This is a genomic window from Caulobacter sp. GW821-FHT10E02 (assembly GCF_059415225.1).
On sequence record NZ_JBWKMV010000001.1, the window covers coordinates 22,893 to 38,006 of the forward strand.

Genomic DNA, 15,114 nt, shown 5'->3' on the forward strand with positions numbered 1-15,114 from the left:
TTATTGCGTCACCGCGTCGAGCAGTCGGAGCTTGGAGATCAGGCCGATCTGGGTGATCGCCTCGGCGATCTCGGCCGCTTCATCATTGGTCAGGCGCGTCTGCATGGCCGCCAGGATCGAGGCCTTGTCGTTCAGCCGCACGGCGATGATGAACGGGAAACCGAAGCGCTGGCCGTAGGCCGTGTTCAGCTCATGGAAGCGCGCGAACTCTTCGGCCGTCAGCTTGTCGAGCCCGGCGCTGGCCTGCTCGGCGTTGCTCTCGGCGGTCAGCTGCTTGGCGATCGCGGCCTTGCCTGCCAGTTCCGGGTGGGCGCGGATCAGGGCCAGCTTGTCGGCGGTGGTCGCGGCGTCGAGCACGGCCATCATCGCGCCGTGCAGGGCTTCGACGCTGGCGAACGGTCGCTCGTCGAAGGCGCGATGGACGACCCAGGGGGAGAGCTCGAACGCGAAGCCAAGCGCGGTGGTGAAACCGGTCTGGTTCATGCTGTTCAGCCGAGCCAGGGTCAGGGGCGGTGCGCCGCTCATGCTTTGGCCTCGTAGGGGTGGGTGGCGATCCAGTGGCGGGCGATGTCGATGCGTTTGGCCACCCAGACACGATCGTGCTTGGTGACGTGTTCGAGGAACCTGCGGAGCGCGCCGATGCGTCCGGGCTTGCCGACCACGCGGCAGTGCAGGCCGACGCTCATCATCTTCGGCGCGGTCTCGCCTTCCAGGTACAGGGCGTCGAAGGCGTCGCGGAGGTAGGTGAAGAACTGCTCGCCGGTGTTGAAGCCCTGCGCCGCGGTGAAGCGCATGTCGTTGGCTTCCAGCGTGTAGGGCACGATCAGCTGGGCGCGGCCGTGCTGATCGTCCCAGTACGGAAGATCGTCGGCATAGCTGTCGGCGTCGTAGACGAAGCCGCCTTCCTGCGCGACCAGCCGGGCGGTGTTGGGGCTGGTGCGGCCCTGGTACCAGCCCAGGGGGCGCTCACCGGTCAGGCGTTTCTGGATCTCGATGGCCTGCTGGATATGCTCCAGCTCCTGCTCTTGTGTGAAGTGCTGGTAGTCGATCCAGCGATAGCCGTGGCTGGCGATCTCCCAGCCCGATTTCATCATCGCCTCGACGGCGTCGGGATGGCGCTCCATGGCCTGGGCGACGCCAAACACCGTCAGTGGCAGTTGGTACTCTTCGAACAGCCGCCGGATGCGCCAGAAGCCGGCGCGCGAGCCGTATTCGTAGAGGCTCTCCATCGACATGTTGCGCATGCCCTGGATGGGCTGGGCGCCGACCATTTCCGACAGGAAGAACTCGGAGAGGGGGTCGCCGTGCAGGATCGACCGTTCGGCGCCTTCCTCGTAGTTCAGCACGAACTGCACGGCCACACGGGCGCCGTTGGGCCATTGCGCTTGGGGCGGATACTCGCCGTAGCCGATCAGGTCCCTCGGATAGCTCATGCGAAGACCTTCGCCGCCGCGTCGACACCGGCGCCGGCTGGGGCGTTGAAGCCCTCCCAGCGCAGCACCGCTTCCAGCGCCGCCAGCGTCTGGAGAACCGCATGCTTGCGGGCGTTCACGCCCATCGTCCCAATACGCCAGATCTTGCCGGCCAAGGGGCCGAAAGCCGCGCCGATCTCGATCTCGAACTCGGTGCGCATACGGGCTTTGACGCGGTCGTAGTCGACGCCGCTTGGGGCGATCACGCCGGTGACGTTGGTCATCTTGTGGGCCTGGTCGCCATAGACCTCGAGCCCCAGCGCCTCGATCCCGGCGACCATCGCCGCGCCGGCTTGGCTGTGGCGGGCGAAGCGGGTCTCGAGGCCTTCCTCCAGCACGATCCGCGCGCACTCGCGGGCGGCGAACAGCATGCTCGCCGCCTCGGTGTGGTGGTTCAGGCGCTTGTCGGACCAGTAGTCCATGATCATCGCCAGGTCGAAGTAGTTGGAGGCGATGCGGCGGCCATTGCCCGTCGCGCCGGGCCCCGCCAGACCCTTCTCCACGTGACGGCGGCCGAAGATGTGGTCGGCGGCGCGGTCGCTGATGGTGATCGGGGCCGAGCCCGAGGGGCCGCCCATGCACTTCTGCAGGCCCGCCGTGACGATGTCGGCCTGCCAGGCGTCGGCCGGCACGCTCATGCCGCCCAGCGTCGCGGTGGCGTCGACATAGAGCAGCGCGTCGTGGCGGCGGCAGATCTCGCCGATCGCCTCGATGGGCTGGGCGATGGTGGTCGAGGTGTCGCCGTGGACGCAGGCCACCAGGCGCGGCTTAACGCGGGCGACGGCGTCCTCGACCGCTTGCGGATCGACGACCTTGCCCCATTCGCCCTCGACGAAGGTCACGCGCGCATCGCAACGCTCGGCGATCTCGGCCAGCAGCAGGCCGAAGCGCCCGGCGTTGATCACCACCACGTCGTCGCCAGGCGACAGCGTCGAGACCAGCGCCGCCTCGATGCCGGCGCGGGAGGTGCCGTCAATCAGGAACGTCCACTGGTTCTGGGTCTCGAACACCCCGCGATAGAGCGCCATGACCTCGTTCATGTAGCCGGTGAACTCGGGATCGAACTGCCCCAGAAGCTGCACCGACATCGCCCGCAGCACGCGGGGATGGACGTTGATCGGGCCGGGGCCCATCAGCAGGCGAGCGGGGTGGTCGAGTTCTTTGAAGGTGTCGGTCATGCGCGTTCGCGTCGTTCTAGCTTGTCGATGAAATGGAGCATGGCCTGGGCCGCCAGGGCGCAGTCGGCCTCGGTGACGGCTTCGGCCGGGTTGTGGCTGATCCCGCCCTCGCAGCGGATGAACAGCATGGCGACGGGGCACAGGTCGGCCATCACCATGGCGTCGTGACCCGCGCCCGAGGGCAGTCGGCGCAGGGGCAGGGAAAGCTCCCGCAGCGCCTGTTCGAGCAGGTCCATCAGCGACGGATCGCAGGGGCTCTCGGCTAGGGCCTGCATCAGGGTGACGCTCGCCGAAAGCCCGCGCTTGGCGGCGATGGCGTGGATCTCGGCGCCGATCGTCATCACCGCCTCGTCGCGCGTCGCGGAGGTCTCGGCGCGGATGTCCATCGAGAATTCGATCGCGCCGGGGATGACGTTGAACGCGCCGGGCAGGGCGGTCATCCGGCCGACCGTGCCGACCAGGCCATCGGTCCCGGCGCGGCAGATCCGCTCCAGGGCCAGTATGGACTCGGCGGCGGCGGGACCGGGGTCCTTGCGCAGGTTCATCGGGGTGGTGCCGGCGTGGCCCGCGGTCCCTTCGATCCGCACCATCAACCGCTTCTGCGCGGCGATGGCGGTGACGACGCCCAGCGCCAGGCCCTCGGCCTCCAGCACCGGACCCTGCTCGATATGCGCCTCCAGGAAGGCCAGCACGTCTTCCGGCCTGCGCGCCGCCGACGCGATGGTCTTGGGATCGCCGCCGAACGCCTTCAGCGCCTGCGCGACCGACACGCCTTCGGCGTCCTTCATGTCCAGCGCCGACGCATCCAGCGTCCCGGCAATGGCCCGACTGCAGCTCATCGAGGCCGGAAAGCGCGAACCTTCCTCGTCGCCGAACGCGATCACCTCGACCGCGAACGGCAACCGCCGGCCGGCGCGGTTCAGCGCCTCGACCACGTCGATGCCCAGCATGATCCCCAGTGGCCCGTCATAGCGCCCGCCGTTGCGGACGCTGTCGATGTGCGAGCCGATGATCAGCGCCTTGGCGCCAGCCGTCTCGCCCTCATAGCGTCCGATCAGGTTGGCGGCGGCGTCACGGCGCACGCTCATGCCGGCTTCCAGCATCCAGCCGGAGAGCGCGACCAGGGCGGCCTCATGCGCGGCGGTGAGGAACCGCCGCGTCAGCTGGCCCTCGACCTCGCTGTAAGGCGGGGCGCCCAGCAGGTCGCAGCGCGCTTTCGCTCTAGCGCCGATGTCGAAACCCACGGTCACGTCCGCTTCCATCCCCGCACCCTAGCAGGCTGCGCCCGCCGTTCATCCGCGACAAGCGCCGAAGGGGAAGGATCCCACCTGGCGCCCGTGCACGCGCCATGTCGAGACGGCGGCGCCTCTCGTTAAGTCATAATTCGCTTACTTACGGAAGGGCGGAGGCGCTCAGGCCTCGCCCGCCGCCAGGGCCAGGCGGCGCTTGGGGAAGGCCTCGGGCAATTCCTCGCGCAGGAAGGCCATCATCTTTTCGCGCACCTCGCAACGCAGGTCGAAGGTCTTAGGCGCGTTGCGGGCGCTGACCAGGCAGCGGACTTCCATGACCTCGGCGGTCAGGTCGGTGACGGCCAGGTTGACCACCTTGCCGTCCCACAGAGGGGAGGCCTTGGCGATCTCCTCCAGCTTCGAGCGAAGCCGGTCGACGGGGGCGGCGGGGTCGACATAGAGCATGGCCGTGCCGATCAGGGCGGCGCTTTCGCGGGTCCAGTTCTGGAACGGCGTCTGGATGAAGTAGCTGAGCGGCAGCACCATCCGCCGCCAGTCCCACAGGCGCACGACGACATAGGTGGCGTTGATCTCCTCGATGTTCCCCCACTCCTTCTCGACGATCACGGCGTCGTCGATGCGGATCGGCTGGGTGATGGCGATCTGGATGCCGGCGATCAGGTTGGTCAGCAGGGGCTGCAGCGCCAGGCCGACGATCAGCGAGGCGGCGCCGCCGGCGGCCAGCAGGCTGACGCCCCATTGGCGCACGCCCGGGATGGTCATCAGCGCCAGGGCCAGGGTGAAGATGCCGACCAGTATGGCCATGGCCCGCCGCAGGATCCGCACCTGGGTGACATGCTTGCGGGCGAGCAGGTTGTCTTCCACGTCGACCTTGAAGCCGCGCAGGTAGAGCGCCGCGCCGATGTCGAGGGCCGTCATGGCCATCCAGCCCAGTAGCAGGATGAACAGCACCAGCAATCCGTGCTTGGCGGTCGCCGCCTGGCCGACGGTCAAGGGCGCGGCCGACACGGCGGGGCCCAGGGCCGCGACGATGAAGGCCAGGCGCGTGGGCCGTCGGGTGCGGGCGATCAGCGGCTGCCAGAATTCGCTGTGGCGGGAGATGGTGCGCCGCACGACCTGGACGACGACGGCGTGGATCGCCACGGCGACGATGACGGCGAAGGCGATCAGCAGGATGCTGACCAGCCATGGCGGCGCCCAGCCGAGCAACAGGGCGGTGTCGGTGAACCAGGTCTGGACGCGGGTCATGCCCGCCCGAACGTCTCGCCGCCGGGAAGGCTCCGGCTATTCCGTCTGCTGGAACTTGCCCGCCGCCCGCACCGAGCCGGTGGCGACGCCGGTCGGCGAGCCGCCCGGCGGTTCGTCGGTGATGGCCAGCAGGGCGGTGTAGGTCCCCGCGCCGGTCAGGCCGGCGGGCAGGGCGATGGCCTTGGGCGCATTGCTGGGCACGACGCCCAGCGAGATGGCCTTCTGGCCCTCGGGGATGATCCAGAGTTCGGCTTCGCGGCCGGCCGGCATCTTCATCGAGACGGGCGTCAGGATCAGCTTGCCGGCGGCGTGGTCGAGGGTGGCGACCAGGGCGGGCCGCTTGGTCGTCGGGTCGGCGATCAGCGCCACCTCGGCCGGGGCCGGCGGCGGCTTGGCCGGCGCGACGGCCGGCGGCGGGGCCGGGCGCGGGGTGATGACCAGGGCGACGACGCTGGCGGCGGCGAGCGCCAGGGCGCCAGCCGAAGCGCCTTGCCACAGGCGGACATTGTTCCAGGCCGAGGGCTTCTGCGTCGCGGCGGCGCCGACGAGGTTGGCGATGCGCGGCCAGACCGTGGCCGGCGGCTCGACCGGCGCGATGCGTTCGGCGAGATGGGCTAGCCGGCCTTCCCACCATTCGACGGCGCGCGCGAAGGCCGGTTCGGCGGCGATCCGGCGCTGGGCTTCGGCGCGCTCGTCGGCGTCGAGGACGCCCAGGGCGTATTCGCCGGCGAAGGGACGGTCTTCACCATCATGCGGGGGCAGGGCGTCGGTCATGCTTCGAGGCACGCGCGCAGGCTGATCAGGCTGCGCCGGATCCAGCTCTTCATCGTGCCCAGCGGCACGCTCAGCATGTTGGCGAGGGCTTCATAGGTGACGCCTTCGAAGAAGGCGGTGCGCACAGCGCCCGCGTGTTTCGGGTCCAGTTGGTCGAGGCAGCCTTCCAGGCGGCGGCGGTCATCCTCGTCCTCGACCAGGGTCGAGGCCAGGGGCGCGCCGTCGGGCAGGGCCTCGGCCTCGTCGACCACGGTCATCACGCGGCCGCCACGGGCGCGGATGCGGTCGATCGAGCGGTTGCGGGCCAGGCTGACCAGCCAGGTGATCGGGCTGGCGCGCTCCGGATCGAAGCGGTCGGCCTTGTTCCAGACGGTGAGGTACACATCCTGAAGCACGTCTTCCGCCTCCTCGCGGTCGTTCAAGATACGGAGGCAGACGCCGAACAGTTTCGCGGACGTGTGGCGATAGACGTATTTCAGGGCGTCGGGATCGCGGTTGGCCACGCGCGCGATGGCGCGCGACAGCAAGGCGCGGCTGGTGTCGGCGTCCATCAAGCGTCCTTACGAGATCCCACGGGCGAGACGCTCGCACGGTCAATCCGGTCTTGCAACGAGACTATCTCCCCATCGCGCGCATGACCGCATAGCCGGCGGAGGCCGCGGCGGTGGTGACCAGGGTTCCCCAGGCCATGTCGACGAGGGTGATGGTGGTCGACCAGGTCTTCAAGGTCGCCTGGTTGGTCAGGTCGTAGGTGGCGTAGGCGACGAGGCCGAAGACGACCGCGTGGGTCAGCAGCCGCCGCCAGCCGCCTTCGCGCAGCGCCGGCTGGATGGCCAGGATGACGATGGCGGCGACATACAGCAGGTAGAAGACGACGGCCGGCGCCAGCGACGGCTTGGCGGCCAACAGTTCGCCGATGCGCGGCTTGTAGAGGTGTGGCGTAGCCAGGGTCAGCCAGACCCCGTCCATGGCCAGCATAGTCAGGGCGGTGGCGGCGTAGCCGGCGGCGAGGCGGATCATGCGGCGACCTCCGCGACGGGACGCAGGCGGTAGTGGCTGACGCCCCATTCCTCGCCGCCGCGATGGCCGAACAGGCCGGCGGTGGCCAGGAAGAACAGGCGCCAGCGCCGCCGCCAGACGGCCGCGTCCTTGCCGTAGACCTGCGTCAGCACCGGATCGAGCTTGGCGCGGTTGGCGTCCATATTGGCCAGCCACTGGCGGGCGGTGCGGGCATAGTGCTCGCCGCTCCAGCGCCAGTCGGCCTCGACGGTGAAGAGGTCGGGGAACTGCCGCGCCAGGTCGTGGCTGGGCATCACCCCACCGGCGAAGAAGTACTGGGCGATCCAGTCGGCTGGGTCGCCGGTCTCGAACCGGTAGGGCGTGGTGCGGTGGGTGAAGACGTGCAGGAACAGCAGGCCGTCGGGCTTGAGCCAGCCCCGCACCCGGGCCAGCAGGGCGCGCCAGTTGGACATGTGCTCGAACATCTCGACCGAGACCACGCGGTCGAAGCGGCTATCCGTGCTGAAGTCGTTCATGTCGGCGGTGACGACGGTCAGGTTGGTCAGACCCCGCGCGGCGGCGCGGCCTTCGATGAAGGCGCGCTGTGAAGCCGAGTTGGAGACGCTGACGATCCGCGAATTGGGATAGCGCTGGGCCATCCACAGCGACAGCGAGCCCCAGCCGCAGCCCAGCTCCAGCACGTCCTGGCCGTCGCGCAGGTCGGCGTGAAGGGCGGTCTCGCGCAGGGCCTCGGCCTCGGCGTGTTCCAGCTTGGTCGCGCCGGGCGGGTAGAGGCCGCTGGAATATTTCAGGTTGGGACCTAGCACCGTCTCGAAGAAAGCGGCGGGCAGCTCGTAGTGCTGGGCGTTGGCGTCCTCGGTGTGGGTGGCGATCGGATGGTGGTCCATGTCGCGGGCGAACAGCGCGGTGGCGTCGGCCGGGGCGTAGGACAGCCGGCGGCGGACGTCGCCGACCAGCATGTCGATCGCGGTGCGCGACACCAGATCGGGCATCGGCGCGTCCTCGAACGCGTGGATCGCCGCCTTCATCAAGCTCATGGACCGTCCTCTTCCCTATTGTGGGGATAGCTACGCGCGTCCTGCGCGAGCGGATGCGTCCGTTTGTCGCGACGATCCGTAGCTCCTCCCGAAGCGTCGCTCGGACGCTGTTGGGAGATCGCCTTGGCCAACGTCGCGCCTCGCCTGTCCGTCGCCGTGGTCGGCGCCGGGATCTCGGGACTTTCCGCCGCCTGGCTGCTGTCGCGCGGCCACGACGTGACGCTGTACGAGGCCGACGACCGCCTGGGTGGTCACGCCCACACCGTGAAGGTGGACGGCACGGCGATCGACACCGGCTTCATCGTCTACAACGAGCCGAACTATCCGAACCTGACGGCGCTGTTCGATCACCTGGGCGTCGAGACGGCGGCGACCGACATGTCGTTTGGCGTGTCGCTGGACGGCGGGGCGCTGGAATATTCCAGCACCAACATCCTGGCCCAGAAGCGCAACGCCCTGAACCCGCGCTTCCTCAAGATGTTGCTGGACGTCATGCGGTTCTATCGCGAGGGCCGCCGCATCCCGCCCGAGCTGGAGGCCGGTGGCCTGTGCCGGCTGGACGACTACCTGCGCCAGCAAGGCTTCGGGCAGGCGTTCCAGGAGGACCACCTGCTGCCGCAGGCCGCCGCGATCTGGTCGACCTCGATGAGCGACATCCGCGAGTTTCCGGCCGCGGCGCTGCTGCGCTTCTTCGACAATCACGGCCTGATGCTGCCGGTCGACAAGCGGCCGATCTGGCGCACCGTAGCGGGCGGCAGCGCCCGTTATGTCGAGAAGCTGGCGGCGGGGATTTCAGGAGACATCCTCGTCGGCCGGCCGGTGAAGGCGATCCATCGCCAGGCGGACGGCGTCACGATCGAGGACGCGGCCGGTCAGACGCGGACCTACGACCAAGTCGTCATCGCGTCCCACGCCGACCAGGCGCTGCGGATGCTGGCCGCGCCGACGGCGGAGGAGCGCGAGCTGCTCGGCGCCTTCCGCTACAGCCGCAACCGGGCGGTGCTGCATACCGACCAGGGCCAGATGCCGGTTCGCCGGGCCGCCTGGGCCAGTTGGAACCATGTCGGCCGGCGCGGCGAGGACGGCGGGGTGACCTACTGGATGAACCGCCTGCAGCCGATCGGCGAAGCGCCGGTGTTCCTGTCGCTGAACCCGGACCAGACACCGGGCGGGCTGTTGCATGACCAGGTCTACGAGCACCCACTGTTCGACGGTCCGGCCATGCTGGCGCAACGCAAGCTGTGGTCGCTGCAAGGTCGCCGCCGGACCTGGTTCTGCGGGGCCTATTTCGGTTCGGGCTTCCATGAGGACGGTCTGCAGGCCGGCTTGGCCGTCGCCGAGCAACTGGGCGGCGTCCATCGGCCTTGGGTGACCTCCGAGCCGTCGAGCCGCATCTTCCTCGAGGCCCCGGCCGTCGAGGCGGAGCGGGAGCTGGTCGCGTGACCCTACGCTCGGCGCTCTACAGCGGTCATGTCGTCCACGAGCGGATGCGGCCCAAGCGCCATCGACTGCGCTATCGGGTGTTCATGCTGCTGCTGGACCTCGACGAGATCGACGGGCTGGACCGGACGCTGAAGCGGTTCTCGCGCGGACGCTGGAACCTGATCGGCTTCCACGATCGCGACCATCTGGAAGACCCCGAGGCGTCGCTGAAGGGCGCCGTGCTGGCCAAGCTGCGGGCGCAGGGCCTGGACGCCACGCGGGTCAGCGTGCTGGCCATGCCGCGCATCCTGGGCAAGGGCTTCAATCCGCTCAGTGTGTTCTTCTGCCACGACACCGACGGCAAGCTGGTGGCTACGGTCCATGCCGTGCGCAACACCTTCGGCCAGCGCCACGACTACGTCCTGCCGGCCCGGCGGATCGTCGGCGGCTGGGTCGAGCAGGGCGCGGCCAAGGCGTTCTACGTCTCGCCGTTCCTGCCGATGGACCTGCGCTACGCCTTCGAGATCGCGCCGCCGGCCGAGGCCGTCCATGTCGGCGTCGACGTGCTGGACGAGGACGGCCTGGTGCTGGCCGCCACCTTCTCGGGCGAGCGGCGCGATCTGACTGACCGCGCGATCTGGCAGGCGCTGGTGAACCACCCCTGGCAGGTCGCCGGCATCCTGGCGGCGATCCATTGGGAAGCGCTGAAGCTGGTTCTGAAAGGCTTCCGCTACTTCCCGCAGGATCCGGCGACTAGAGGCCGGCCCACGCCTCCAGATCCTTCAGCGCACGCAGGCTCATCAACCGTTTCTTGGCCCGGCCACGCTCCTTGAGCGGGATCTTCTTGCCGTCCTCGTCGACCTTGGGGGCTTCGAGCGGCGGCAGCAGGCCATAGTTGATGTTCATCGGCTGGAAGCTGCCGGGACCGTTGCCGGCCTCCAGGTGGCCGCCGGTGATGTGCTCGACCAGAGCGCCTAGGGCGGTGGTCGGCGGCGGGGCGTCGATCGGCGCGCCCTTGCGGTCGGCGGCGGCGAAGCGGCCGGTCAGCAGGCCCATGGCGGCGCTCTCGACATAGCCCTCGACGCCCGTCACCTGGCCCGCGAAGCGCAGGCGCGGCATGACCTTCATGCGCAGCGACTTGTCCAGCAGCTTGGGCGAATTGATGAAGGTGTTGCGGTGCAGGCCGCCCAGGCGGGCGAACTGGGCGTTCTCAAGCCCCGGGATCATCCGGAAGGTCTCGGCCTGGACGCCGTGCTTCAGCTTGGTCTGGAAGCCGACCATGTTCCACAGCGTGGCTAGGGCGTTGTCCTGGCGCAGCTGGACGATGGCGTAGGACTTCACCGTCGGGTCACGCGGGTTGGTCAGGCCGACCGGCTTCATCGGGCCGTGACGCAGGGTCTCGCGACCGCGCTCGGCCATCACCTCGATCGGCAGGCAGCCGTCGAAATAGGGGACGTTCTCCCACTCCTTGAACTCGGTCTTGGGGCCGTCGATCAGGGCGTCGATGAAGGCCTCGTACTGCTCCTTGTTCATGGGCAGGTTGATGTAGGCGGTCGCGTCGCCGCCGGGACCTTCCTTGTCGTAGCGCGACTGGCGCCAGGCGACGTCCATGTTGATGGACTCGTAGTGGATGATCGGCGCGATGGCGTCGAAGAAGCTCAGCTGGCCTTCGCCCGACAGAGCCAGGATCGCCTCGGCCAGGGCCGGCGAGGTCAGTGGGCCGGTGGCGACGATGACATTGTCCCAGTCTTCCGGCGGCAGGCCGGCGATCTCCTCGCGGACGATGGTGACCAGCGGGTGCTCGGACAGGCGCTTGGTGACCTCGGCCGAGAAGCCGTCGCGATCGACGGCCAGGGCGCCGCCGGCCGGCACCTGGTGCTGGTCGGCGCAGGACATGATCAGGCTGTCCAGCTTGCGCATCTCGGCGTGCAGCAGGCCCACGGCGTTGAACTGCCAGTCGTCCGAGCGGAACGAGTTGGAGCACACCATCTCGGCCAGGCCGTCGGTGTGGTGAGCGTCGGTGATGACTTTGCCGGTGGCGTCGTCCTTGCGCATCTCGTGCAGGATGACGGGCACGCCGCTCTGGGCGATCTGCCAGGCGGCTTCGGAACCGGCGAGGCCGCCGCCGACGATGTGGACGGGCTGATAGGTCGAATTCGTGGTCATGAGCGGGCGTATACCCCCGGCTGTCGCTCGGCGAAACCTGCTGATAGGGTCGCGTTACTGAGGCGTGCCCTTCGCGCCTGGCGAGCATGGGTGGGAACATGGCGAGCTTTTCCGTGGGCGAGGCCGCGACGGCCGGCTTCGGCATCATCGTGCGCAAGCCTTTGGCGGTCTTGGCCTGGGGGCTGGCCATGGCCGTGGCGCTGGCCGCGCCCATGTACCTGCTGACCTGGGTGATCGCGCCCGACCTGGCCAGGATGATGGCGATGGGCGCGCAGAGCGGCGATTCCGGGGATCCTCGGTTCTTCGCCCAGGTCATGCGGTTCCAGTCGAGCATGATGCTGTTCCAGCTCGTGATGTGGCTATGGTCGACCGCGGTGCGGGCGGTGTTCTGCTCGGCGGTGTTCCGGGTGGTGCTGGAGCCGACGCAATCGCGCTTCGCCTATCTGCGCCTGGGCCCGCAGGAGGGCTGGCTGACCCTGCTGTTCCTGGTCGAGTACGTCCTGGCCTACATCGCCTGCTTCGTCGTCGTGCTGCTGGGCGTGGTCCTGGTGGCGATCGTCGCGGTCGGGGCCGGTCAACAGGCGACAGCGGTCACGATCGGGACCGCCATCGTGGTCGGCCTGGCGGCGCTGGCCCTGTTCCTGTGGGTGGCACTCAAGTTGTCGATGGCCGCGCCGATGACCTTCGTCGACCGGCAGTTCCGGCTGTTCGAGTCCTGGAGCTTCACGCGCGGTCATGTCGGCAAGCTGGTGGGCGTGGCCCTGCTGCTGGTGGTCTTCCTGATCGGCATCGAGGTGCTGTTCGGCGCCCTGGCCCTGGGCGGGGTGTTCGCGCTGGGCGGCTCGATGAGCTGGCTGTTCCAGCCGGGCGCGATCCATGACCTGCTGCGCGAGACCCCGACGGAGATCGTCCGCAAGCTGGGGCCGGCGATCGCCGTCGTGGGGACGCTGATGGTCGTGTTCTCGACGATCATTACCACCGTGTTCTGCGCGCCGTGGGCGGTGGCCTACAAAGGTCTGCGCGGCGAGGCGGCAACCTCGGCGTAGCGGCAGCGCTACGGCTGGCCTGAAATCCGCTCCCACCCGCGCGACGTCATCGCCAGACGCGTGGCGAGGCCTTAGATTGCGCGGGATCGCGGCGACTCGCCGGGCCAGAGGGACTTGATCGGATGACGGACGGATCGGCGACGATCGGCGCAACCTTGCGCGCTGGCCTGGCCGACGTGGCGAGCGCGGCGCGCGACTGCTGGGCGGCTCTCGCCGTGGCGGTGGTGGTCAGCGTCGCCGCCGGCCTGCTGCCGCCGGGCGTCCGGTTCCTGGGAGGCGTGCTGGCCGTGGTCATCGCCCAAGGCGCGCTGTTCCGCCGTGCGTTCGGTCGCGAGACGGGCCTGAAGGGCTTGCGCTGGGGCCGTGACGAGTGGCGGCTGCTGGCCGCCCAGCTGATGATCCTGGCCCTGCTGTTCCTGATCGGCGCGATCCTGATGGTCATCGTCGGCGGCATTTCCCTGGGCGTGGCCCGCACCGCCGCGCCGGACTTCGACCCCGGCACGATCGCCGGCTGGCAGGGCGCCTTCGCCAGCGCCGGTCCGGCGGGTTTCATCCTGGTCGTGGCCCCGCTGGCCAGCCTGGCGATCCTGACCTGGCTGGTCCTGCGCCTGTCGTTGTCGGCCCCGGCCACGGTCGAGCAGTCGGGCGTGCGGGTGCTGAGCGCGTTCCCGCTGACCAAGGGCCGCGTGCCGACCCTGTTCGTCGTCGGCCTGGCGATCGTCGTGCCGATGTTCGTGCTGAGCGCCCTGCTGACCCTGGCGCCCGGCCAGAGCCTGGTCGTCGCGGCGATCGTGGCGCTGGGCGCCTATTTCTACGCCATGCCGGCCTGGGCCGGTTCGCTGGCCCATTTCTACCGCGCGAGCGCGGTCACGCAGGAACGCTAGATGTCCGTCCGCCCCGTCGACGCCGCTCTCGAAGGCCTCCAGACCATGCGGCGCAAGCCGCTGGCCGTGCTGTCCTGGGCGATCTTCTCGCTGGTCATGCTGCCGATCCTCGGTCTGTTCGTGAAGATCGTGCTGGGCGAGGAGGGCCGGGCGGCCCTGGCCGGGCGCGTCGGCTCGGCCGATCCGCGCGAGATCCTGGACCTGATCACCCATCTGGGCGGGGTGATGGTGATCCTGATCGCCGTCGCCCTGTTCCTGGCCTCGGTGCTGCAGGCGGCGATCATCCGTTCGGTGATCGACCCCAGGAACAACCGCTTCGCCTATCTGCGTCTGGGCAAGGAAGAGCTGCAGCTGTTGATCGTCTCGCTGATCACCTGGGCCGCGGCCCTGGGCGTGACGGTGATCCCGTCCGGGGCGGTGGTGCTGGGCGCTTCGCTGCTGTCGGGCGCGGCGGCCGGCTGGTTCGCCACCCTGGGCGGCCTGGCCGTGATCGGCCTGTCGCTATGGGTCGCCGTGCGCCTGTCGCTGCTGGGCCCGCACGCCTTCTCGCATCACCACATCGATCTGCGCGAGGCCTGGGTCCAGACGCATGGCCAGTTCCTGCGCCTGCTGGGCATGTACGTGCTGGCCATCGTCCTGGCGGCCGTGGTCTCGCTCATCGGGACGACGGTCTCGGGCGTCGTCGCCAATGTCGTCGGCGGCGGCGTCGACCCCCTGGGCGGCGCGGCGGGCAGCCATCCGCGCCTGATCCTGATGTTGCTGGCCAACCTGCTGCTGGCCCCGATCTTCCTGACTTTGCAGACCGTGATCCTGGTCGCCGCCCCGGCCCGCGCCTTCGCCCAACTGAACCAGGACGAGATCGACGCGGGCCTGCACGACTAGGCCGTCGCGCTGGGCCTCGCCGCCATCCGCTCGCGCCAGGCCAGGACGTGCTTGGCCTCGGCAGGCGTCGACAGCCCCGTGAAGTCGGCGAAGTCCAGCGTGGTCTGGGCGGTGATGTCGGCCATGGTGTAGGCGTCGCCGGTCAGGTAGGGCCGGCCGTCGGCCAGTTCGCGGTCCAGCCACAGCTGGGCCTTCTCGACCACTTCGCGGTTGGACTCCCCGAACTCCACGTTCTGCTTCAGCAGGCGCGCGGTCAGCGGATGGGCGTGACGCCAAAACATGCCGACCGGGACCATCAGCCGGAACTCGGCCCGCCGGATCCACATCTCGACCTGGGCCTGCTCCAGCGCCGAGACCCCGAACAGCGGCGGGGAGGGGTGCAGCACCTCGAAATAGCGGCAGATGGCGACGGTCTCGCTGATGGTCGTCCCGTCGTCGAGCTCCAGCACCGGCACCTGGCCCAGGCTGTTGCGCGCCAGGTGCTCAGGCGACCGATGGCCGCCCTGGCGCATGCCGATCTGGATCTCGGGAACCTCGACGCCCTTCTCGGCCAGGAAAATCCGCACGCGACGCGGATTGGGCGCGGGCAGCGCCTCGCCATAGAGCTTCATGGTGTCCTCCCAGACCCGTTTTCAAACAGATGTTAGAGGGTGCGGTCGCCGCTTCGCAACCCCACATGAAAATCCCGCGTTCGGCCCTGTCGAAGACCCGCGAACCTGTTTAGCTTCGCGGCGC

16 protein-coding genes are annotated in these 15,114 nt (G+C 69.1%); 5 read left to right on the forward strand and 11 right to left on the reverse strand.

Annotated features, from left to right (window positions below):
- The 9 genes from uraD to AC07NI_RS00135 form a co-directional block, all read right to left on the reverse strand.
- Positions 1–525, reverse strand: a complete 525-nt coding sequence (gene uraD, locus AC07NI_RS00095; RefSeq protein WP_494614770.1) for a 2-oxo-4-hydroxy-4-carboxy-5-ureidoimidazoline decarboxylase — start codon at positions 523–525, stop codon at positions 1–3.
- Positions 522–1,433, reverse strand: a complete 912-nt coding sequence (gene puuE, locus AC07NI_RS00100; RefSeq protein ID WP_494614771.1) for an allantoinase PuuE — start codon at positions 1,431–1,433, stop codon at positions 522–524. The genes uraD and puuE overlap by 4 nt, the downstream gene beginning before the upstream one ends.
- Positions 1,430–2,650, reverse strand: coding sequence for a pyridoxal-phosphate-dependent aminotransferase family protein (locus AC07NI_RS00105; RefSeq protein ID WP_494614772.1), 1,221 nt, complete (start codon positions 2,648–2,650; stop codon positions 1,430–1,432). The genes puuE and AC07NI_RS00105 overlap by 4 nt, the downstream gene beginning before the upstream one ends.
- Positions 2,647–3,900, reverse strand: a complete 1,254-nt coding sequence (locus tag AC07NI_RS00110) for an allantoate amidohydrolase (RefSeq protein WP_494614773.1) — start codon at positions 3,898–3,900, stop codon at positions 2,647–2,649. The genes AC07NI_RS00105 and AC07NI_RS00110 overlap by 4 nt, the downstream gene beginning before the upstream one ends.
- Before the next feature lie 162 nt (positions 3,901–4,062).
- Positions 4,063–5,148 carry a mechanosensitive ion channel family protein gene (locus AC07NI_RS00115; protein WP_494614774.1) on the reverse strand — a complete coding sequence of 362 codons (1,086 nt, stop codon included), beginning with the start codon at positions 5,146–5,148 and terminating at the stop codon, positions 4,063–4,065.
- A gap of 36 nt (positions 5,149–5,184) precedes the next feature.
- Positions 5,185–5,922, reverse strand: coding sequence for an anti-sigma factor (locus AC07NI_RS00120; protein ID WP_494614775.1), 738 nt, complete (start codon positions 5,920–5,922; stop codon positions 5,185–5,187).
- Positions 5,919–6,473 carry a sigma-70 family RNA polymerase sigma factor gene (locus AC07NI_RS00125; RefSeq protein ID WP_494614776.1) on the reverse strand — a complete coding sequence of 185 codons (555 nt, stop codon included), beginning with the start codon at positions 6,471–6,473 and terminating at the stop codon, positions 5,919–5,921. Before AC07NI_RS00125 ends, AC07NI_RS00120 begins: the two co-directional genes overlap by 4 nt.
- Positions 6,474–6,537: 64 nt before the next feature.
- A complete protein-coding gene (locus AC07NI_RS00130) occupies positions 6,538–6,942 on the reverse strand; it encodes a DUF2177 family protein (protein WP_494614777.1) in 405 nt (134 codons plus the stop codon).
- On the reverse strand, positions 6,939–7,979 hold the full coding sequence (locus AC07NI_RS00135) for an SAM-dependent methyltransferase (protein ID WP_494614778.1): 1,041 nt from the start codon (positions 7,977–7,979) through the stop codon (positions 6,939–6,941). Before AC07NI_RS00135 ends, AC07NI_RS00130 begins: the two co-directional genes overlap by 4 nt.
- A 123-nt stretch (positions 7,980–8,102) precedes the next feature.
- On the opposite strand from AC07NI_RS00135, the gene AC07NI_RS00140 reads away from it, so the two are divergent.
- Together AC07NI_RS00140 and AC07NI_RS00145 are read left to right on the forward strand one after the other, a co-directional pair.
- Positions 8,103–9,422 carry an NAD(P)/FAD-dependent oxidoreductase gene (locus AC07NI_RS00140; RefSeq protein ID WP_494614779.1) on the forward strand — a complete coding sequence of 440 codons (1,320 nt, stop codon included), beginning with the start codon at positions 8,103–8,105 and terminating at the stop codon, positions 9,420–9,422.
- Positions 9,419–10,234: a DUF1365 domain-containing protein gene (locus AC07NI_RS00145; RefSeq protein WP_494614780.1), complete on the forward strand. Its 816-nt coding sequence runs from the start codon at positions 9,419–9,421 to the stop codon at positions 10,232–10,234. The genes AC07NI_RS00140 and AC07NI_RS00145 overlap by 4 nt, the downstream gene beginning before the upstream one ends.
- On the opposite strand, the gene trmFO is transcribed toward AC07NI_RS00145, so the two are convergent.
- On the reverse strand, positions 10,155–11,567 hold the full coding sequence (trmFO, locus tag AC07NI_RS00150) for a methylenetetrahydrofolate--tRNA-(uracil(54)-C(5))-methyltransferase (FADH(2)-oxidizing) TrmFO (protein ID WP_494614781.1): 1,413 nt from the start codon (positions 11,565–11,567) through the stop codon (positions 10,155–10,157). The genes AC07NI_RS00145 and trmFO overlap by 80 nt on opposite strands.
- A 98-nt stretch (positions 11,568–11,665) precedes the next feature.
- Here trmFO and AC07NI_RS00155 point away from each other — a divergent pair, with 98 nt between their 5' ends.
- The 3 genes from AC07NI_RS00155 to AC07NI_RS00165 all read left to right on the forward strand — a co-directional run bounded on the left by AC07NI_RS00155 (position 11,666) and on the right by AC07NI_RS00165 (position 14,379).
- Positions 11,666–12,613, forward strand: a complete 948-nt coding sequence (locus tag AC07NI_RS00155; RefSeq protein ID WP_494614782.1) for a hypothetical protein — start codon at positions 11,666–11,668, stop codon at positions 12,611–12,613.
- 122 nt (positions 12,614–12,735) lie between these two features.
- Complete coding sequence (locus tag AC07NI_RS00160; protein ID WP_494614783.1) at positions 12,736–13,497, forward strand: hypothetical protein; 762 nt, start codon at positions 12,736–12,738, stop codon at positions 13,495–13,497.
- Positions 13,498–14,379 carry a hypothetical protein gene (locus tag AC07NI_RS00165; RefSeq protein WP_494614784.1) on the forward strand — a complete coding sequence of 294 codons (882 nt, stop codon included), beginning with the start codon at positions 13,498–13,500 and terminating at the stop codon, positions 14,377–14,379.
- Here the strand turns inward: AC07NI_RS00165 and AC07NI_RS00170 are convergent.
- A complete protein-coding gene (locus AC07NI_RS00170) occupies positions 14,376–14,990 on the reverse strand; it encodes a glutathione S-transferase family protein (RefSeq protein ID WP_494614785.1) in 615 nt (204 codons plus the stop codon). The genes AC07NI_RS00165 and AC07NI_RS00170 overlap by 4 nt on opposite strands.
- Between the last annotated feature and the right edge of the window lie 124 nt (positions 14,991–15,114).